This window comes from Microbacterium sp. SWDP-B6 (assembly GCF_059803615.1).
Window position 1 is genome coordinate 42,730 of sequence record NZ_JAPFGV010000003.1, and the last position, 17,747, is coordinate 60,476.

Below are 17,747 nucleotides of genomic sequence, written 5' to 3' on the forward strand. Positions count from 1 at the left end.
ACGAGCCCAGAGGAGCCCCCGCCCATGAACACCACCCGTACACACGCCGCACGCCGGGCAGCAGCCGTCGTCGTCGCGGCCGGCCTGCTCGTCGGCGGCCTCGCCGCCTGTGCACCCGCCGCTGACGAGGCGTCGAACGAACCCATCCCTGCCGAAGGCACCGATGACGGCACGACACTCACGCTGTGGACCCGCGCTCCCATCGAGCGCCAGGCCGAGCTGCTGGTCGACGCCTACAACGCCGGCCACGAGAACCAGGTCGAGCTCACGGTCGTCCCCAACGACGACTACGTCGCGAAGGTCGGCGCCGCCGCCGGTTCCAGCGGTCTGCCCGATCTGTTCGCCGCCGACATCGTCTACGTGCCCAACTGGGCGCAGCAGGGCCTGTTCCAGGACATGTCCGAGCAGATCGATGCGCTCGACTTCAAGGACGAGATCAACCCCGGTCACCTCTCGGCGGGCACGGTCGACGGCGCCGAGTACGTGCTGCCCTTCGCGCTCGACCTCTCGATGCTGTTCTGGAACAAGGAGCTGTTCGCCGAGGCAGGCCTCGACCCCGAGAAGGCACCCGCCACACTCGAAGAGTTCGCCGAGGCGGCCATGGCCGTGCAGGCGCTGAACAAGCCCGACACCTACGGCACGGCGACCGGCCTCAACTGCGGCGGCTGCCTGGTCTTCACCTGGTTCCCCTCGATCTGGGCATCCGGCGACGAGGTCATGAACGAGGACGGCACCGAATCCCTGCTCGACGGCGACTCGGCGCAGGCCGTCTATGACACGTGGACCGAACTGCAGGATGCCGGGGCGATCCTCCCCTCCTCCACCGATGAGGCCGGCCCCACCTGGACCGCCGCGTTCAGCGAGGGCAAGGTCGGCGTGATGCCGTTCCCGGCGACGCTGCTCCCCTCCCTCGAGTTCGACGCGGGTGTCGCCGGCATCCCCGGTGTCGACGGCGGCGCCTCGACGTTCGTCGGCGGCGACGGCATCGGCATCTCGAAGGACTCGAAGAAGGCCGCGCAGGCCTGGAACTTCCTCAACTGGATGATGTCGGAGGAGGCGCAGGTCGAGGTCCTCGCGAAGGACGGCAACGCCGTCTCACGGGGTGACCTCGCCGACAACGAGTACGCCGCGGCCGACCCTCGCCTGGTGACGATCAACGAGGTCGCGTCCCAGGGCGACACCCCCGTGGCGCTGAACTTCCAGCAGGCGTTCAACGCTCCGGGCAGCCCCTGGCTCACGCTGGTGCGCAACGCCGTGCTGAACGGCGACGACTCGGTGCAGGCCGACAACGAGGAGATCACCGCGATCCTGTCGCAGTGATCCGCCGCGGGGGCGGCACTGCACCGCCCCCGCATCCACCTCGCCAGTCCCCGATCGAAAGAGACCGAGATGACCTCGACCGCACCTCCGCTGCGTCGCCGCCGGCCGCGTACCGCCTTCGGCGGCCCGGTGCAGGGCTTGCTGTATGCGGCCCCGACGGCGATCTTCGTCGCCCTGCTGTTCATCGTGCCGCTCGTGCTCGTGGTGCAGATGTCGGCCTCCGACTGGCCGCTGCTGAGCGGCAACCAGGGCATCAACTTCCCCGAGAACTACACGGATGCCGTCATGCACCGTCTCTTCTGGGATTCGATCCGCTTCACCCTGCTCTACACGGTCATCACGACGGTCATCCTGATCGGCCTCGGACTCGGCCTGGCCCTCCTCGTGCAGGAATCCACCAGGTGGAAGGGCCTCCTGCGCACGGCGTTCCTGATCCCGAGCGCCCTGGGCCTCGCATCCGCCTCGCTGCTGTTCTACGTGCTGTACTCCCCCATCGCCGGTCCGTTCGCGAACCTCATGAAGTCGTGGGGAATCACCTTCCTCGGCACCCCCGAGGGGGCGCTGTGGTCGACGATCTTCCTGATCGTCTGGCGCTACGCGGGGTTCTACATGCTGCTGATGCTCGTGGGGCTGCAGGGCATCCCCGACGACGTCTACGAGGCCGCGCGCATCGACGGCGCCAACCGCTGGCAGACGTTCCGCGACATCACGGTGCCGCTGCTCAAGCCGACTTTCGCCCTCACGACCGTGATGTGCGTGACCGGGTCGCTGCTGGCGTTCGAGCAGTTCTACATCCTCACCAAAGGCGGCCCCGACAACAGCACCATGACCGTGGTGCAGCTGATCTACAACGTCGCCTTCCAGGGGCAGAACAGCCTCGGCATCGCGGGCGCCCTCTCGGTGATCGTGCTGCTCGCGCTCATCGTCATCAACGTCTTCCAGCTGCGCGCGTTCCGCCGCACGGATGAGAACTGAGCTGAGAACCATGTCCCAGACCCTGACACGCACCATCGTCGCCCCGAATCATCAGCCCACCGCGCCGCGATATCGATCGAAGGCGGCCCGCGTCGTCTTCGGCATCCCGTACTGGGTGTTCACCACCGCCCTCGCGGTGATCTTCCTCTACCCGCTCATCTGGACCGGCGTCTCGTCAGTCAGCCCGATGGCGGGCACCAGCCAGACCGACGGCTGGGGCTTCGGCAATTACGCCGCCCTCGGCGAGTACCAGGCGGGCATCTGGGTGTACCTCGGCAACTCGCTGTTCGTCTCGGTGCTCACCGTGGCGCTGACGCTGTTCATCTCTCTGCTGGGCGGCTACGCGTTCGCGCGCTTCTCGTTCCCCGGCAAGAACGCCCTGTTCCTGCTGACTCTCGCGATCCTGATGGTGCCCTACGCGACGCTGCTCATTCCGCTCTACGTGATCCTCAACTCGGTCGGCCTGCAGAACTCGCTCGTCGGCGTCGCGCTGGTGATCACGATGTTCCAGCTGCCGTTCTCGATGTTCATGATGCGCATCTCGTTCGAGTCGATCCCGAGGGAGATGGATGAAGCCGCGATGGTCGACGGATGCTCCAGCTGGGGCGCGCTGTGGCGGGTGCTGCTGCCCGCGGTCAAGCCGGGGCTCGTCACGGTCGGCCTGTTCGCGTTCCTCACCGCGTGGAACGACTTCATGGCCCCGCTGATCCTCATCAACGACACCAATCGCATGACGCTGCCTCTCGCGGTGGCGAACCTCCGTGGGCAGGTGCAGGGTGTCGTCGACTACGGCGCCACCGAGGCGGGCGTCGTCGTGCTGGCGCTCCCCTGCATCCTGCTCTTCCTGATCCTGCAACGACACTACGTGCGCGGCTTCATGTCCGGCGCCTTCAAGGGATGACCATGTTCGACACCACGACACCGGCCGCTCCGGTGGTTCCCACGCGCGGACGCCTGCGCCCCCTCGGCCTCGACGAGGCGCGCATCACCGGAGGGTTCTGGGGCGACCGCCAGACCGTGAACGGCTCAGCCACTCTCACGCACATCGAGTCGCGCCTGGAGTCCGAGGGCTGGCTGCCCAACTTCGACCTCGCCGCCGCCGGCACGCTTCCCGCCGGGCGCCGGGGGCGCGAGTTCGCCGACTCCGAGATCTACAAGTACCTCGAGGCGCTCGCGTGGGAGATCGGGCGCACGGATGCCGCGGCCGACAGCGATCTCGAGCAGCGGTTCCGCCGCGTGGTCGACCGGGTCGCCGCCGCGCAGGAGCCCGACGGATACCTCAACACGATGTTCGGCCGCGACGGTCAGGGCGAGCGCTGGTCGGCCCTGCAGTGGGGGCACGAGCTGTACTGCCTCGGACACCTCTTCCAGGCGGCCGTCGCCCGGGCGCGCACGAGGCCTGACGCCGATGACGGACTCGTGGCCGTCGCCCGCCTCGCGGCCGAACTCGTATGCCAGGAGTTCGGCGTCGACGGGCGCGACGCGATCTGCGGGCACGCCGAGGTCGAGGTGGGCCTGGCCGAGCTCGGTCGCGCGCTCGGTGAGCAGCGCTACATCGATCAGGCCGCGTTGTTCGTCGAGCGGCACGGCCGCGGGTCTCTGGGCGAGATCGAGTGGGGGCAGGAGTACTTCCAAGACGACGTGCCCGTGCGCGACGCCCAGGCGTTGCGCGGGCACGCGGTGCGCGCCAACTACCTCGCCTCCGGAGCGACCGACGTCGCGATCGAGAGGTCGGATGTCGAGCTGCTCGACGCCCTGCGAGGTCAGTGGGATCGCACGGTCGAGCGCCGCACGTACGTGACCGGCGGCCAGGGGTCGCATCACCAGGACGAGGCCTTCGGTGACGACTGGGAGCTGCCGCCGGACCGCGCCTACTCCGAGACCTGCGCAGGGATCGGCTCGATCATGTTCTCGTGGCGTCTGCTGCTCGCGACCGGTGACGTCCGGCATGCCGACCTCATCGAACGCACCCTGTTCAACGTCGTCGCGACCTCCCCGGCCGACGACGGCCGCGCGTTCTTCTACGCCAACACGCTGCATCAGCGCACGCCGGGCACGCCGGCGGACCCGGATGCCACGTCGGCGCGAGCCTCGTCGTCGCTGCGCGCCCCGTGGTTCGAGGTGTCGTGCTGCCCGCCGAACGTGGCGCGCACCTTCGCGAGCCTCGCCGCCTATGTGGCCACGGCGGATGACGACGGCGTGCAGCTGCACCAGTACGCGCCGTCGACCGTGCGCACGACGCTGCCGGACGGCCGCGTCGTGGCGTTCGAGGTGTCGACGACCTACCCCGTCGAGGGTGACGTGCGGATCATGATCGCCGAGGATGCCCAGTTCACGCTGACGCTGCGCGTGCCGTCGTGGGCATCAGGAGCGACGGTGCGCGTGCACAGCGGCGGCGAGGTCACGGAGTCCCCCGCACCCGCCGGTGGGGTCGAGATCACTCGCGCGTTCCGCGCCGGCGACGTCGTCGAGCTCAGCCTGCCGATCGTGGCGAGGGCCACGTCACCGCATCCGATGGTGGATGCCGTGCGGGGCAGCGTCGTGATCCAACGCGGTCCCGAGGTGCTGGCGCTCGAGTCGATCGACCTCGGCAGTGACGTCGGCGACGCGGTCGTCGCCGGGGACCCGATCGAGCGAGATGGCAGGGTCGTGCTGCCCGTGCGACACCGGTCGACCGATGAGGTCAACGAGGTTGCTCTCGTTCCGTACCACGACTGGGCTCAGCGCGGTCCGTCGACCATGCGCGTGTGGATCCCGACGGTGTGACGACGCTCAGGGGGATTCAGCTCCACAGGGTGGCGACATGGGCTTCGGCGTCGCGGGTGCGTGCGTGCGCGCGGGCTGCGGCGGTCGCGGCGCTGGTGAGAGCGGTCTGCATGCCGTCGGCGCACTCGGTCCATTCGCGTTGAGCGCGGGAGTACGCCTCGTGGGCTTGCCCGGTCCACAGCTGTCTCAGCCCGAAGGCCTCAGACTCGAGTTCGTCGAGCAGACCGCGGATCCGATCTGCGGTGTCAGCGAGAACCGCGATCGACTGAGCGAGCGGCTGGTGATCGACGCGGATGCGCATCAGCTGTCACCCTCTTCGGATCCGGGTTTCGGCCAGCTCAGGTGCAGATCGCGGAGCTCGTACGGCTGAGACACGTCGTCAGTGAGGAAATACGTATAGAAGACGACGGCTGCTTCATCGGCGGTGAAGACCTCGTGCGGATAGACCGTGGTGCTGTGGCGACCGTCGTCGTAGTGGATCACCTCGGTGGGTTCCCCCGTGCGGTGACCACCGGGCTTGCCGATCGCGTACTGGTGGGGGGTGCCGTCGGCCTCGATGCGGCGCACCTCCAGCGCCAGCGCGTCAGCGGTTCCCGCGCACTGCATATACTCCTCGCTGAACGGGATGCTCTCCAGCAGGTCCGCACCTTCGGGCGCACGCCACAAACTGTAGGCCCAGAACGAGGATCCGTTCATCTGAAGCAGAACAAACCGGATCTGTTCGGAGTACGGACGGAATTCATCGAGGAGCGCGCCGCGGGAACGCCCATTCCTCTGGGTGATGTGTGTGGGCTTCGTCACTTGACTTCCTTCAGTATCACTTTGGTGATCTGTATTCTCTCGCCGTTGACGACGGCTGTAGCCGGGCGATCGGGACTGACGGTGCTGTCGAACCCTCTCTGGTATGCGTCACGACTCCCGGTTCCTCCTTTGACCTCCACGCCGGTGTAGGTGCCGTCGGGATTCTTGTATAGGCCGTCGTAGTATCGGTGCTGCTCGGCCGTCGCGCCGGGCTTGTAATACCCGTCGATGGTCGCACGCACCTTGTCGCGGATGATGTCGTACCCGGTATCGCTAGCGACTTCGTCCAACCCGATCTTCTCGGTGTCGACCCAAGGGCGTTGCCCGTCGCCGTTGTACTGGCCCTTGATGTCACGACCCCCGTACTCGGGGTGAGGTGGCGGGCGCTCCGCGATGCGGACTGCATCATCACCGGTCGCCTCGTTCATCCAGCGAGCGCTGGCATGTCCCGCGGCGACAAGGCCTGCTCCGGCGACGCCCACTCCGGCCCACGCGACGCCGCCGCCGGGCACAGCCCCCACCCCCGTGAGCACGAGTGCGCCTCCGCCGCCGATCATCGTGCCGCCACCGACCACGAGGGCGACTCCGCCGAGCAGTTCGAGAAGTAAGTCGGGGTGGTTGAGGAGAGCGTTGCCCATCGAGGCGACGAAGTTCAGCTGCTCTCTCGCCGGGTTGAGCACGGCGGTCTCGAACACCGCCGCGCCGATCGCCCCCGCCACTGCCCAGTTCGTTGTGCTCTCGGTCTGCTTCGGCGTCTCCAGGGGCGCCGCGTCCGCCGCGTCATGGATGGTGTTCGCGGCATCCATGGCGTAGCGATCCAGCACGCCCCTCGCGTTCGTCAAGACGTCTACCGCCTGTGCGCGCAGGTCCGCCCCGCCATCGATGAACGGGACGTCGAGTTCGACGTGCCGCAGGCCGAGGTCGCGCTCCAGCTCCCGCACTTTCACCCGGTGCGCCTGACGCGAGACGACCGTCGCCGCCTCCGCCTGCTCCCACAGGTCGATCGCGCGCGCCGCCTCATCCTGCGCCCATCGCAGAGCATCGCCATAGGCCGACAGAGCGGCGGCGCCACTCATCAGGTACTCGCCGCACCTCTGCCACGACGACCACACATACTCCGCCCGCTCGAGGTACTTGTCGTACGGGTACCCGGTCCACGCGGAATCGACCTCGAGGCCTCTCAACCCGTCCCGAAGCGCAGTGGCGGCCTCTGACCGAGACCGCCACGCCGACGCGACCGTGTGCGCTGCGGCATGAGAACCGGGCACTAATACGACCGGGTCATTCGTCATCCCCAGTTCGGGCATCAGTAGTCGCTCTCGGCCCAGATCATCTGGTCGAGTTCACTGCTCGACGCCTCGTCTCCCCGGTCGAACACCTCAGCCGTCTGCCGCAGATTCTCGGCGAGCATGTCGACATCCCCGAGACGACGCCCCAGAGCCGTCGTCCAGGTTTCACCGAACCGCGCCACTGCCTCGTCGAGAGAGCCCGCTCCCAGCCCCGACGACTGCGCGACCACCGGCGATCCGAAGTCTCCCCGCACGCTCTCCGCCTGCGTCGCGAGAGCTCGGAGCTCGTCGGTCTCCACATCTGTCATCGCGCCCCCACATGTCCGCATGACGATGTTACGTAGTCATATGAGGTGAATTGCGGTCTCCACGTGCTACATACCGGTGTTCAGGAATGCCGCGCGGTCGACGCGTGACACTGCGGGAACGCAGAAGACCCCTTGTCCACCGGACAAGGGGTCTTTCACGTCATTCGAACGGAAGCTACTCGCGTTTTCGCGTCACCGCACGCTGCAGCAGCACGAACACGAGCAGGATGCCGCCGGTGATGATCGTGGTCATCTCGGGAGGGATCCCGCCGTCGCGTGTGATCAGCACGTTCATGAGCCCCAGCACCAGCGCTCCGACGACCGACCCGAGCACATAGCCGTACGCGCCGGTCAGCACGGTGCCGCCGATGACCGCTGCGGCGATCGCGTCGAGTTCCCATCCGATGCCGGTGATGTTCTGCGCGGTTCCGAGTCGGGCGGTGTACAGCACCGCCGCGAGACCGGCCAGCCCGCCGCTGATCACGTAGACCAGCACCTTGGTGCGCTGCACGGGAAGCCCCATCAACAGCGCCGAGCTCTCCGACCCGCCGATCGCGTAGACCGTGCGCCCCGTGCGAGTGCGGTGCAGCACGAAGAACGCGGCGGCCACGACGATCACCGCGACGAGCACCGCGGGGGTGATCACGAGGTCGTTGACCTTGGGGCCGTCGATGATCTTCAGCTGCGTGCCGATCCAGCGGATCGGCGATTCCTCGCCGAGTCGCTCCGGCTTGGTGCTGAGCAGCGACGCGAGGCCGCGACCGAGGAACATCATCGCCAGCGTCGCGATGAACGGCTGCACGTTGAAATACCTGATCAGCACGCCCGAGACGATGCCGAAGAGCACGCCGATGCCGATCATCGCGATGATCACGGCGAACGCGTTCCATCCGGCGTTCGAGAGCATGACTCCCGCGACCGAGGAGACCGCGATGATCGAGCCGACAGACAGGTCGATTCCGCCGGTGAGGATCACGAAGGTCAGCGCGACGGCCAGCACGATGAGGTGCGCGTTGTTGATCAGCAGGTTCGACAGCGTGTTGAACTGCAGGATGCGGCCGTAGGCCACCTCGCCGAAGATCACCATGCCGACGAAGATCGCGACCGAGGCGATCGTCGGCAGCACCGACGGGTTCGACGTGATCATGCGGCGTATGCGCTCGACGATGGTCTCGGTCGCCTGCGGAGCCGGGGTGGCGGTCACGACGCTCATGCGGACACCTCTTCCTTGGCGAGGACCTGTTCGACCGGTCGGGTCTTGCGGCGCGAGCGGAACCAGCTGCGCACCCGCTGCGACTGCAGCAGGCACAGCACGACGATCACGATGGCCTTGAACGCCGGCGTCGCCGACGACGAGACCCCGAGGTACAGCACGGTCTTGTCGAGCGTGGCGATCAGCAGCGCGCCCACGAACGCGCCGCTGAGCGAGAACTTGCCGCCGGCCAGCGACGCGCCGCCGATGACGACAGCGAGGATCGCGTCGAGCTCGAGCTGATACCCGGTGCGCGAGATGTCGACGGTCATGACGCTGCCGACCGACATGATCCCCGCGATCCCCGCGAGGATGCCGCTCATGATGTACGCCGTGAGCAGCAGGCCCTTCGGCTTGATGCCCGCCATGCGGCTGGCGCGGGGGTTGATGCCGATCGCCTCGATCATGAGACCCAGCGCACTGCGCCTGACGACCCAGCCGACGGCGATCACGATGAGCACGGCGAGGATGAACACCACGGGGATGCCGATCACGAAGCCGTTGGCGATCCACCGGAACGCGTCGTTCGACGCCGTGGTGTTCTGCCCGCCCGTGATCACCTTGGCGATGCCTCGGCCTGCGAGCATGAGCACGAGGGTCGCGATGAACGGCTGCAGTCCGACGTAGGCGACGAGCAGACCGTTGACCGCCCCGAGGATGCCGGTGATCACCAGCGCGAGCCCGACCGCGGCGAGCGCCGCACCGAAGGAGTCGCCGGCGGCGCTGAGGAACTCCATCGAGACGGCCCCGGCGACGGCCATGAGCGAGCCGACCGAGAGGTCGATGCCGCCGGTGGCGATCACGAGCGACATCCCGATCGCGATCATCATGATCGGCGCCGCCTGGCGCAGGATGTCGATCAGGTTGCCCACCAGGTTGCCGTTGTTGGGGTTGATCGAGAGCGCGAGGTAGGTCGGGTCCTTGATCACGTTCAGGGCGAGCAGTGCGAGGATCGCGACGATGCCCCAGAAGAACGGCTTGTGGATCAGATCCCGCCAGATGGTGGTGCCGGCTGACGCGGTCATCGCGCTGCCTCCTTGTCGGTCGTGGGGGCGATGCTATCGGGCACGGCGCCGTCTGTGTCGTCGAGCGTCTCGGCCGCGGCCTCCACTCCATGAGCGGCGATCACATCGACGATCACCTGCGCGGTGACGTCGGGGCCGTTCTGGATCTCGCCGATCTTGCGGTGGTCCTTCAACACGACGATCCGTTCGGAGAGACGCACGACCTCTTCGAGTTCGGACGAGATGAACACCACGGCGACGCCGTCTTCGGCGAGCTCGGCCACCGCCTCCTGGATCTCGGCCTTGGCGCCCACGTCGATGCCGCGGGTCGGCTCATCGAGGATCAGCAGCTCGGGCTGCGTGGCGAGCCAGCGCCCGAGCAGCACCTTCTGCTGGTTGCCACCGGAGAGGTTCTTGATCATCCGGTCGGGGTCGGCCGGGCGGACGTTGAACTGCTCGATGTAGCGGTCGACGATCGCATCCTGCTCCTTGCGGCTCATCGGCCGCGCCCACCCGCGCTCGGCCTGCACCGCGAGGACGATGTTCTCGCGCACGGTCAGGTCTCCGATGATGCCCTCGTCGCGACGGTTCTCGGTCGAGAAGGCGATGCGGCGGGGCAGCGCGTCGGCCGGCGACTTGAGGTCGACCCGGTGACCGTGCAGCTCGATCGTGCCCTCGTCGGTGCGGTCGGCCCCGTAGAGCAGTCGCGCGAGCTCGGTGCGTCCGGAGCCCAGCAGACCGGCGAAGCCGATCACTTCGCCGGGGCGGATGTCGAGGTCGGTCGCCTCGACCGCGCCTCGTCGTGCGATTCCGGATGCTGCGAGCAGCGGCTTCTCGTCCGCGTCGCGCGGTGTACGGCGGCGGTTGCCCCCGAGTGACGTGAGCGCGTCGAGGTCTTTGCCGATCATCTTCGAGATGAGGGCATGGCGGTCGAGGTCTCGGGTCAGGTACTCGCCCTCGTACAGTCCGTTGCGCAGCACCGTCAGGCGGTCGCTGATCGCGTAGACCTGATCGAGGAAGTGCGAGACGAAGAGGATCGCGACGCCCTGGTCGCGCAGCGCCCTGATCACGGTGAAGAGGCCGTCGACCTCGGCGGCGTCGAGGCTGGAGGTCGGCTCATCGAGGATGAGCACCTTGGCCTTGATCGCCATCGCGCGGCTGATGGCGACGAGCTGCTGCAGCGCGATCGAGAGAGTCGAGAGCGGTCGGCGCGTGTCGAGGTGCCCCAACCCGAGTCGGGAGAGAGCGTCGGTCGCGGCGCGGTGGGTGGCCGTCCAGTTGATGCCGAACACTCCACGCAGCTCGTGTCCGAGCATCACGTTCTCGCCGATCGAGAGGTTCGGGGCGAGATTGACCTCCTGGTAGACCGTCGAGATCCCGGCATCCTGCGCGTCGTCCGCACCGCCGAAGCTGCGCTCCTGACCCGCGACGACGATCGACCCCGAGTCGATCTGGTAGACACCGGTCAGTGCTTTGATCAGGGTCGACTTTCCGGCGCCGTTCTCTCCCATGAGCGCGTGGACCTCGCCCTGGAACAGCCGGAAATCGACCCCGTCGAGGGCTTTCACGCCCGGGAACTCGATGGAGATCCCCCGCATCTCGACGATGGGCAGTGCTTCGTTCATCGCTGTCTCTCCGTCCGCAGAACCCGGGTGGAGCAGTGCTCCTGCCCCACCCGGGTTCGCTGCCGGATCACTCCGGCGTCGGGTTCGGTGCTCGGTCAGTATTTGCGGTCGGCGAGCACGGCCTGGGCCGCCTCGGCGGAGTCGAACGCCTCGCTGGGGACGACGATGTACGACTCGACCTCTTCGCCGGCGAGAGCCTTCTCGACGACCTCGAGCGCGGTCTCACCGAACAGCGGGTTGTATTCGTGCACGTAGCTGAGCTGACCGTCGGCCAGTGCCTGCATGGCGTTCTTGGTGCCGTCGATCGTGGCGATCTTGACGTCTTCACCGACGACGAGGCCCGCCTCCTCGGCGGCCTGCGCGGCACCGAGGCCCATCTCGTCGTTCTGTGCGAACACGAGCTGGATGTCGTTGTTCGAGGACTTCAGCATCGTCTCGAAGACGCTCTTGCCCTCTTCCGCCGACCAGTTCGCGGTCTGCGCGTCGAGCTTCGTGAGCGACGAGTCGCCCAGGCCCTCGTCGAAGCCCGTGTTGCGCTCGTTCACGACGCCGACACCGGCCGGGCCCTCGAGCACGACGTAGTTGCCGCCGTCGGGGAACGTGGCCGCAGCCCAGGTGCCGACCTCCTTGGCGACCTCGACGTTGTCGGGGGCGATGCGCGTGACGTAGAGGCTGTCGTCGTCTGGTTCGATGCCGCGGTCGAGCAGGATCACGGGGATCTCCGCCTCCTGCGCACGCTTGAGCGAGTCCTCCCAGCCGGAGGCCTCGGTGGCCGACAGCAGGATGACGTCGACGCCCTCGTCGACGAACGACGTGAAGGCGTCGATCTGCGACTTCTGGTCGAGGTTCGTGGCGGGGGCGTACTTGAGCTCGTATCCGGCGTCCTCCGTGAAGGTGTCCTGGATGTTCTGCTCGTTCGCCTCGCGCCATGCGCCTTCGGGGCCGACAGCCACGAAGCCGACGGTGGTGATCTCCTCTGAGCCATCTCCGCCGTCGCCGCCCGAGTCGCCGGACGAGCAGGCCGCAAGGCCGATGGTGAGTGCGCCGACTGCTGCCAGGCCGAACGCGACGCGGATGCGCTTCTTCGCGGACATTTCTTCTCCTCTTTGAGATGCCGGCGGTCACTCCGGCGGTGGCGGACCAGTCATGGTCCTGACGTGATTGCAGGACAGCTGCTTCGCGTGTCCTGCCGTGATGTTACCGGGAACAATTTCTGAAACACAAGACTTCGTTACCAAATCGGACCGATCACGGTCGGTGGATGTTGTTACCGATCACAGTTCAGCGCTGTGACTCAGCTCGGCGGCGATCATCTCGACCACCGTGTCGACGGTCACACCCGGACCGTTGCTGAGCTCGCCGATCTTCTCGCGGTCCTTCAGCACGACGATGCGATCGCTCAGCCGCACGACCTCTTCGAGCTCTGACGAGATGAACACGACGGCCACGCCGTCTCCGGCCAGCTGGCTGATGCGGCGCTGCACCTCGACCTTGGCCGCGATGTCGATCCCCCGAGTGGGCTCGTCGAGGATCAGCACGTGAGGGCGCACCGCCAGCGCTCGAGCGAGGAGCACCTTCTGCTGCGTTCCCCCCGACAGGAGACCGACCGGGCGGTCGAGGTCCGCAGGGTCGAGATGCAGCGCCTCGACGTACGTCTCCACGAGACCCCTCGACTCGGCGTGCGAGAGAGGACGAGTCCATCCGCGCAGCGCCTGCAGCGAGAGGATGATGTTCTCGCGGGCCGTGAGCTCGCCGATGATGCCCTGTGTGCCCCGATTCTCGGCCGACAGCGCGATGCGGTGCCGCAGCGCTGCCGAGGGGCTGCGCAGCTGCACGCGTTCTCCGTCGACCCAGAGCTCTCCGCTGTCGGTGCGCACCGAACCGCTGAGCAACGACGCGAGCTCGGTGCGCCCCGACCCCCGGAGCCCCGCGAGCCCCACGATCTCACCCCTCTGGATCTCGACGTCCATGCGCTCCAGCTCGCCGCGTCGACCCACACCGGACGCCTGCATGGCCGGCTCCCCGTCGTACGCGTAGTGATGAGCCTTGCGCTCCGAGCCGAGGGCCCTCAGGCTGTCGATGTCCTTGCCGAGCATCTTCGAGATCAGGTCGGCTCGGTCGAGGTCGCGCGTCGCGTATTCGCCCACCCGTCGCCCGCCGCGCAGCACCGTCATGCGGTCGCTGATCGCGAACGCCTGCTCGAGGAAGTGCGAGATGAACAGGATCGCGACGCCGCGTTGCCGCAGACCCCGGATGACCCGCATCAGAGTGGCGACCTCGGCGACGTCGAGGCTCGAGGTGGGTTCGTCGAGGATGAGCACCCTCGGGTCGTCGACGACCGCACGAGCGAGAGCGACCAGCTGCTTCTGCGCCGGTGTCAGCATCGACAGCGGCGTCTTCGGGTCGAGGTCGTCGAGTCCCAGCCTGGCCAGCGCCTCGGCGGCATCCGCCCTGGTCCTGCGCCAGTCGATTCCGAATCGGCCCCGGCGCTCCCGCCCGAGCATCACGTTCTCGGCCACGCTGAGATTGGGGCTCAGCTGCGCCTCCTGGAACACCGTGGCGATGCCGGCCGCTCGACTGTCGGCAACTCCCGAGAAGCGACGCGGTTCGCCGTCGACGACCACCGCGCCCTCGCCGGGAGAGAGCGTGCCGGTGATCACCGCGACGAGCGTCGACTTGCCGGCGGCGTTCTCGCCCATCACGGCATGCACCTCACCGGGGAGCAGGCGGAAGTCCACGGCGTCGAGCGCGCGCACGCCCGGGAACTCGACCGTGATGCCCTCGAGCCGCACCACCGGCTCGGGACCACGGTCGGGGGTCACCGCACCTCCCTGGGCGCGGCCGACGATCCGCGGGCGACGAGCTCGGTCGGGATCCGGGTGAGCGCGGGGATGTCACGACCCTCGATGGCCGCGCGCAGCATCTCGACCACCGCGACGCCCAGTGCGCCGAAATCCTGGCGCACCGTCGTGAGCGGAGGGATGAAATGCCGAGCGAGCGGGATGTCGTCGAACCCGACCACGCTGAGGTCTCGCGGCACCTCGAAGCCCCTGTCGTGCAGCCCGTGGATCAGGCCCATCGCCATGTCGTCGTTGGCGGCGAAGATCGCCGTGTAATCCGGCAGCCGGGTGAGACCCTTCGCGAAGTCGTAGGCGAAGTCGGCCGACCAGTCTCCGACCACGATGGGCCGTTCACGGATGCCCCACGACTTGGCCCTCGTGTGAAAGGCGCGCTCTCTCGCTCTCGCATCGAGCCAGTCCAGTGGGCCGGAGAGGTGCAGGATGTCTCGGTGTCCGAGCGCGACGAGGTGATCGACCACCGACGTCGTGCCGGCGTGCTGGTCGATCGACACCGTGAGAAAGGTCGGATCGGCGTCGGCCTTGACCACGAGCATGGGCACGGTGATGGCGATGCGCCGCAGAGCGGCCACCGACGACGAACGTGGCGCGATCACGCACAGCGCATCGACCCCCTGCGTCACGAGGTGGTCGACCGCTTCCTGGGGAGACAGCGCATCGCCCTCGTGCAGCGCGATCGGTGTGACCGAGTACCCCGTGGCGCGCGCCGACAGCTCGACGGCCCGCAGGATGCTGGTCGGGCCATGCGCGACCGCGCTCTCGACGATCACGCCGATGCGCCGGGTGCGCTGGGTGGCGAGCGCCCTGGCGACGAGATTCGGGCGGTAGTCGAGCTCCTCGATCGCCTCGAGGACGCGGCGCTTCGTGTCGGGCTTGATGTTCGGGTGATCGTTGAGAACACGCGACACCGTCATGTGCGAGACGCCCGCGATGGTCGCGACCTGACGGATGTTGGGCTTGTCTGAGCCGACGTTCGCCATGCACACCTCCGTCGGCTGAGCCTCGGAGAATGTTACCGAGAACAACCGGGGTGGTGCAATGGATCCCGCTACAGCCCCAGGCGCTCGAGGTACGGGTTCACGAGACGACGCTCGGGGTCGAAGCGCCGCGCGAGGGCGGCGAAGTCATCCCACCGCGCATAGCGCGAGCGCACCTCTGCGGCGTCGAGAGTGAAGACCTTGCCCCAGTGCGGGCGGGCGGTCTCGGGCAGTGCCGCTTCGAGCGTGGGCAGGAACGCGCGCACGGCCGCCTCGTCGGGCTTCCAGGTGAAGTGGATGCCGACGGCATCCGTGCCCTGCGACGAGCTCAGCCAGAGGTAGTCGGGGGCGACCGTGCGGATCTCGTTCACGAGCAGCAGCGGCGCGATCTGACCGGCGAGCGTGCGCACCGCCTGGATCGCGGCGACGGCGTCGGCGCGGGGCACGAGGTACTCGCTCTGGATCTCGGCGCCGGCCGACGGCGTGAACTCGAGCTTGAAGTGCGCGAGGCGCTCGAACCACGGTCCCGACTCGCCGAGCTGCTCGGTGCAGGCGACAGGATCGACGCCGATGATCGGATGCCGCTTGGCGGTCGCCGGCTCCGCCCCCAATCGGGCGAAGAGGTCGTCACGGGCGAGCTCCCGGGCCTCGGGCTGGCGCTGCTTGACCCAGATCTGGTCGGCGAAGTCGGTGTGCTCCCAGCGCGAGAAGATGCTGACGCTCGTGCCGATGCTCGTCACCTCGTCGAAGTCGGCGAGGATCGCATCCCACGACGGATGCTCGAACACGTGCTGCGCCACCTCGTAGGTGGGCTCGACATCGAGCGTGACGTCGACGACAGCACCCAGCGCACCGAGGCTGACGACCGCGCCGTCGAACTCGTCGTCGCCGCGGGCGAGGGTGCGCGTCTCCCCCGCCGGGGTGATGATCGTCAGCGCGCGCACCGCCGAGGCCAGCGAGCCGATGGCGTCGCCCGAGCCATGCGTGCCGGTCGCGACTGCGCCGGCGATCGAGATGTGGGGCAGCGAGGCGAGGTTGGCGAGCGCGAGTCCCTCGGCGTCGAGCAGCGGAGCGAGGTCGCCGTAGCGCAGCCCGCCGGAGACGCGCACCGCGTCACGCGCATCGTTCACCTCGAACACGACGGGCAGCCGATCGAGGGCGATGAGCAGGCCGTCGGTGTCGGCGATGTCATTGAAGCAGTGCCTCGATCCGAGGATGCGCGCGGCTCCGCCCCGGGCGAGCAGATGCCGCAGCTCGTCGATCGAGTCCGGGTGCTCGACGGCGGAAGCACGGTAGGTGAGGTTGCCTGCCCAGTTGCGTTCGATGGTCATCGGGCCATAGTAGTCAGCGAGTGCGGACATTCCGCGGCGCGGCGGACTCGCGGGCGAGCCGGTGGATAGGCTGACCGGATGACAGCGATGCCGCCGCCGCGCGCGACGATGAAGGACGTCGCCGCACTCGCGGGCGTCTCACCCAAGACGGTCTCGAACGTCGTCACCGGCACCGTCGCCGTGCGCGAGGAGACCAAGCTCAGGGTCGAGGCCGCGATGACGCAGCTCGACTTCGTGCCGAACCTCAACGCCCGAGGACTCCGCAAGGGCCGCTCGGGCATCATCGCCGTCGCCCTGCCCGACCTCGCGACCGCGTTCTCGGCCGAGCTCATGCACCGCATCGTCGACGCCGCGCATGATCGCGGCCTCGCCGTGCAGATCGAGGAGACCGCGACCGACCCCGAACGCGAGAGGGAGCTCGTCTCCCGGGCTCGCGCGCACCTGGTCGACGGACTGATCCTGAACCCCATCCGCCTCGAGGACAGCGTGCTGAAGTACGCCGACCGGCTGCCCCCTCTCGTCGTGCTCGGCGAGGTGGAGCAGAACAGGGCCGACCATGTGCGCATCGACAGCCGCCGAGCCGCGGCCGATGTGACCAGGCACGTGCTGTCCCGCGGAGCGACGCGCATCGCCGTGATCGGCGCCGACGACGACCCGTCGGTCGCGACCGCGACGGGCCGTCTGCGACTCGAGGGCGTGCACGACGCGCTTCGGGAGGCCGGCATCCCCCGTGACACCGCCTTGGAGATCAATCCGATGCCGTGGTCGATGACCGGCGGGGCGGATGGCGTGCAGACGCTGTTCCGACGGGGAGTGGCGTTCGACGCGATCATCGCCTTCACCGACTCGCTCGCGCTCGGCGCGCTCCACGCACTGCACGACCACGGCGTGAACGTGCCGGAGGACGTGATCGTGACGGGCTTCGACGACGTCGAGTTCTCGCGCTATACGTCTCCGTCGCTCACGACGCTCGCCTTCGACCGCCGCGCCTTCGCCGATGCGGCGCTCACCCTGCTCGAATCGCGCATGGACGACCGCTCCGCCCCGCCGCGGGCGCTCACCCTGTCGCATCACCTGCTCGAGCGTGACAGCACGCGGGGCCGCCCGCGCGGCCACCGCCCCTGACACGCACCCGCGCAGGGTTCTCCGCCCGCTGGCCCCGCGCTCACCCGGGTTGCGGACTTCACTCTTGCGCCGCCGATTACATCGATGTAATGATGAGACCCGACCCCGCCCGCTGT

At 68.0% G+C, this 17,747-nt stretch carries 16 protein-coding genes; 5 read left to right on the top strand and 11 right to left on the bottom strand.

Going from position 1 to position 17,747, the window contains the following annotated elements; translation table 11 throughout:
• Positions 1–24: 24 nt before the first annotated feature.
• The 4 genes from OPU70_RS06200 to OPU70_RS06215 all read left to right on the top strand — a co-directional run bounded on the left by OPU70_RS06200 (position 25) and on the right by OPU70_RS06215 (position 5,061).
• On the top strand, positions 25–1,320 hold the full coding sequence (locus OPU70_RS06200; RefSeq protein WP_498557348.1) for an ABC transporter substrate-binding protein: 1,296 nt from the start codon (positions 25–27) through the stop codon (positions 1,318–1,320).
• A gap of 69 nt (positions 1,321–1,389) precedes the next feature.
• A complete protein-coding gene (locus OPU70_RS06205) occupies positions 1,390–2,295 on the top strand; it encodes a carbohydrate ABC transporter permease (protein ID WP_498557349.1) in 906 nt (301 codons plus the stop codon).
• Positions 2,296–2,305: 10 nt separating this feature from the next.
• The gene (locus OPU70_RS06210; protein ID WP_079113626.1) at positions 2,306–3,196 is read left to right on the top strand and encodes a carbohydrate ABC transporter permease; all 891 of its coding nucleotides are present in this window, start codon (positions 2,306–2,308) and stop codon (positions 3,194–3,196) included.
• Positions 3,193–5,061, top strand: a complete 1,869-nt coding sequence (locus OPU70_RS06215; protein WP_498557350.1) for a glycoside hydrolase family 127 protein — start codon at positions 3,193–3,195, stop codon at positions 5,059–5,061. The genes OPU70_RS06210 and OPU70_RS06215 overlap by 4 nt, the downstream gene beginning before the upstream one ends.
• A gap of 16 nt (positions 5,062–5,077) precedes the next feature.
• Here the strand turns inward: OPU70_RS06215 and OPU70_RS06220 are convergent, their stop codons facing one another.
• From OPU70_RS06220 to OPU70_RS06270, 11 genes are all read right to left on the bottom strand, one after another.
• The gene (locus tag OPU70_RS06220; protein ID WP_052492986.1) at positions 5,078–5,362 is read right to left on the bottom strand and encodes a WXG100 family type VII secretion target; all 285 of its coding nucleotides are present in this window, start codon (positions 5,360–5,362) and stop codon (positions 5,078–5,080) included.
• Positions 5,362–5,757, bottom strand: a complete 396-nt coding sequence (locus OPU70_RS06225; RefSeq protein WP_231567592.1) for a hypothetical protein — start codon at positions 5,755–5,757, stop codon at positions 5,362–5,364. The genes OPU70_RS06220 and OPU70_RS06225 overlap by 1 nt, the downstream gene beginning before the upstream one ends.
• 101 nt (positions 5,758–5,858) lie before the next feature.
• Positions 5,859–7,169, bottom strand: a complete 1,311-nt coding sequence (locus OPU70_RS06230; protein ID WP_498557351.1) for a putative T7SS-secreted protein — start codon at positions 7,167–7,169, stop codon at positions 5,859–5,861.
• Positions 7,169–7,459 (bottom strand): type VII secretion target, encoded by a 291-nt coding sequence (locus OPU70_RS06235; protein WP_042541407.1) that lies wholly within the window; start codon positions 7,457–7,459, stop codon positions 7,169–7,171. Before OPU70_RS06235 ends, OPU70_RS06230 begins: the two co-directional genes overlap by 1 nt.
• 175 nt (positions 7,460–7,634) lie before the next feature.
• Positions 7,635–8,672: an ABC transporter permease gene (locus OPU70_RS06240; protein WP_498557352.1), complete on the bottom strand. Its 1,038-nt coding sequence runs from the start codon at positions 8,670–8,672 to the stop codon at positions 7,635–7,637.
• Positions 8,669–9,736, bottom strand: coding sequence for an ABC transporter permease (locus OPU70_RS06245; protein ID WP_042541406.1), 1,068 nt, complete (start codon positions 9,734–9,736; stop codon positions 8,669–8,671). Before OPU70_RS06245 ends, OPU70_RS06240 begins: the two co-directional genes overlap by 4 nt.
• Positions 9,733–11,340 carry a sugar ABC transporter ATP-binding protein gene (locus OPU70_RS06250; protein WP_042541405.1) on the bottom strand — a complete coding sequence of 536 codons (1,608 nt, stop codon included), beginning with the start codon at positions 11,338–11,340 and terminating at the stop codon, positions 9,733–9,735. Before OPU70_RS06250 ends, OPU70_RS06245 begins: the two co-directional genes overlap by 4 nt.
• Positions 11,341–11,435: 95 nt before the next feature.
• Entirely contained in the window at positions 11,436–12,434 is a 999-nt protein-coding gene (locus OPU70_RS06255) for a substrate-binding domain-containing protein (RefSeq protein ID WP_498557353.1), read from the bottom strand.
• A 180-nt stretch (positions 12,435–12,614) separates the two neighbouring features.
• The gene (locus OPU70_RS06260) at positions 12,615–14,162 is read right to left on the bottom strand and encodes a sugar ABC transporter ATP-binding protein (RefSeq protein ID WP_042541403.1); all 1,548 of its coding nucleotides are present in this window, start codon (positions 14,160–14,162) and stop codon (positions 12,615–12,617) included.
• Positions 14,159–15,178: a LacI family DNA-binding transcriptional regulator gene (locus OPU70_RS06265; protein WP_042541402.1), complete on the bottom strand. Its 1,020-nt coding sequence runs from the start codon at positions 15,176–15,178 to the stop codon at positions 14,159–14,161. Before OPU70_RS06265 ends, OPU70_RS06260 begins: the two co-directional genes overlap by 4 nt.
• Before the next feature lie 68 nt (positions 15,179–15,246).
• On the bottom strand, positions 15,247–16,506 hold the full coding sequence (locus tag OPU70_RS06270; protein ID WP_498557354.1) for a D-arabinono-1,4-lactone oxidase: 1,260 nt from the start codon (positions 16,504–16,506) through the stop codon (positions 15,247–15,249).
• A gap of 78 nt (positions 16,507–16,584) precedes the next feature.
• On the opposite strand from OPU70_RS06270, the gene OPU70_RS06275 reads away from it, so the two are divergent.
• Positions 16,585–17,631, top strand: coding sequence for a LacI family DNA-binding transcriptional regulator (locus tag OPU70_RS06275; protein WP_042541401.1), 1,047 nt, complete (start codon positions 16,585–16,587; stop codon positions 17,629–17,631).
• Positions 17,632–17,747 lie beyond the last annotated feature (116 nt).

Coding starts and splice junctions, on each gene's coding strand:
- OPU70_RS06250 (WP_042541405.1), bottom strand. CDS start 11,340: ATGAACGAAGCACTGCCCATCGTCGAGATGCGGGGGATCTCCATCGAG.
- OPU70_RS06220 (WP_052492986.1), bottom strand. CDS start 5,362: ATGCGCATCCGCGTCGATCACCAGCCGCTCGCTCAGTCGATCGCGGTT.
- OPU70_RS06245 (WP_042541406.1), bottom strand. CDS start 9,736: ATGACCGCGTCAGCCGGCACCACCATCTGGCGGGATCTGATCCACAAG.
- OPU70_RS06225 (WP_231567592.1), bottom strand. CDS start 5,757: ATGAACGGATCCTCGTTCTGGGCCTACAGTTTGTGGCGTGCGCCCGAA.
- OPU70_RS06235 (WP_042541407.1), bottom strand. CDS start 7,459: ATGACAGATGTGGAGACCGACGAGCTCCGAGCTCTCGCGACGCAGGCG.
- OPU70_RS06240 (WP_498557352.1), bottom strand. CDS start 8,672: ATGAGCGTCGTGACCGCCACCCCGGCTCCGCAGGCGACCGAGACCATC.
- OPU70_RS06200 (WP_498557348.1), top strand. CDS start 25: ATGAACACCACCCGTACACACGCCGCACGCCGGGCAGCAGCCGTCGTC.
- OPU70_RS06270 (WP_498557354.1), bottom strand. CDS start 16,506: ATGACCATCGAACGCAACTGGGCAGGCAACCTCACCTACCGTGCTTCC.
- OPU70_RS06230 (WP_498557351.1), bottom strand. CDS start 7,169: ATGCCCGAACTGGGGATGACGAATGACCCGGTCGTATTAGTGCCCGGT.
- OPU70_RS06255 (WP_498557353.1), bottom strand. CDS start 12,434: ATGTCCGCGAAGAAGCGCATCCGCGTCGCGTTCGGCCTGGCAGCAGTC.
- OPU70_RS06265 (WP_042541402.1), bottom strand. CDS start 15,178: ATGGCGAACGTCGGCTCAGACAAGCCCAACATCCGTCAGGTCGCGACC.
- OPU70_RS06215 (WP_498557350.1), top strand. CDS start 3,193: ATGACCATGTTCGACACCACGACACCGGCCGCTCCGGTGGTTCCCACG.
- OPU70_RS06275 (WP_042541401.1), top strand. CDS start 16,585: ATGACAGCGATGCCGCCGCCGCGCGCGACGATGAAGGACGTCGCCGCA.
- OPU70_RS06205 (WP_498557349.1), top strand. CDS start 1,390: ATGACCTCGACCGCACCTCCGCTGCGTCGCCGCCGGCCGCGTACCGCC.
- OPU70_RS06210 (WP_079113626.1), top strand. CDS start 2,306: ATGTCCCAGACCCTGACACGCACCATCGTCGCCCCGAATCATCAGCCC.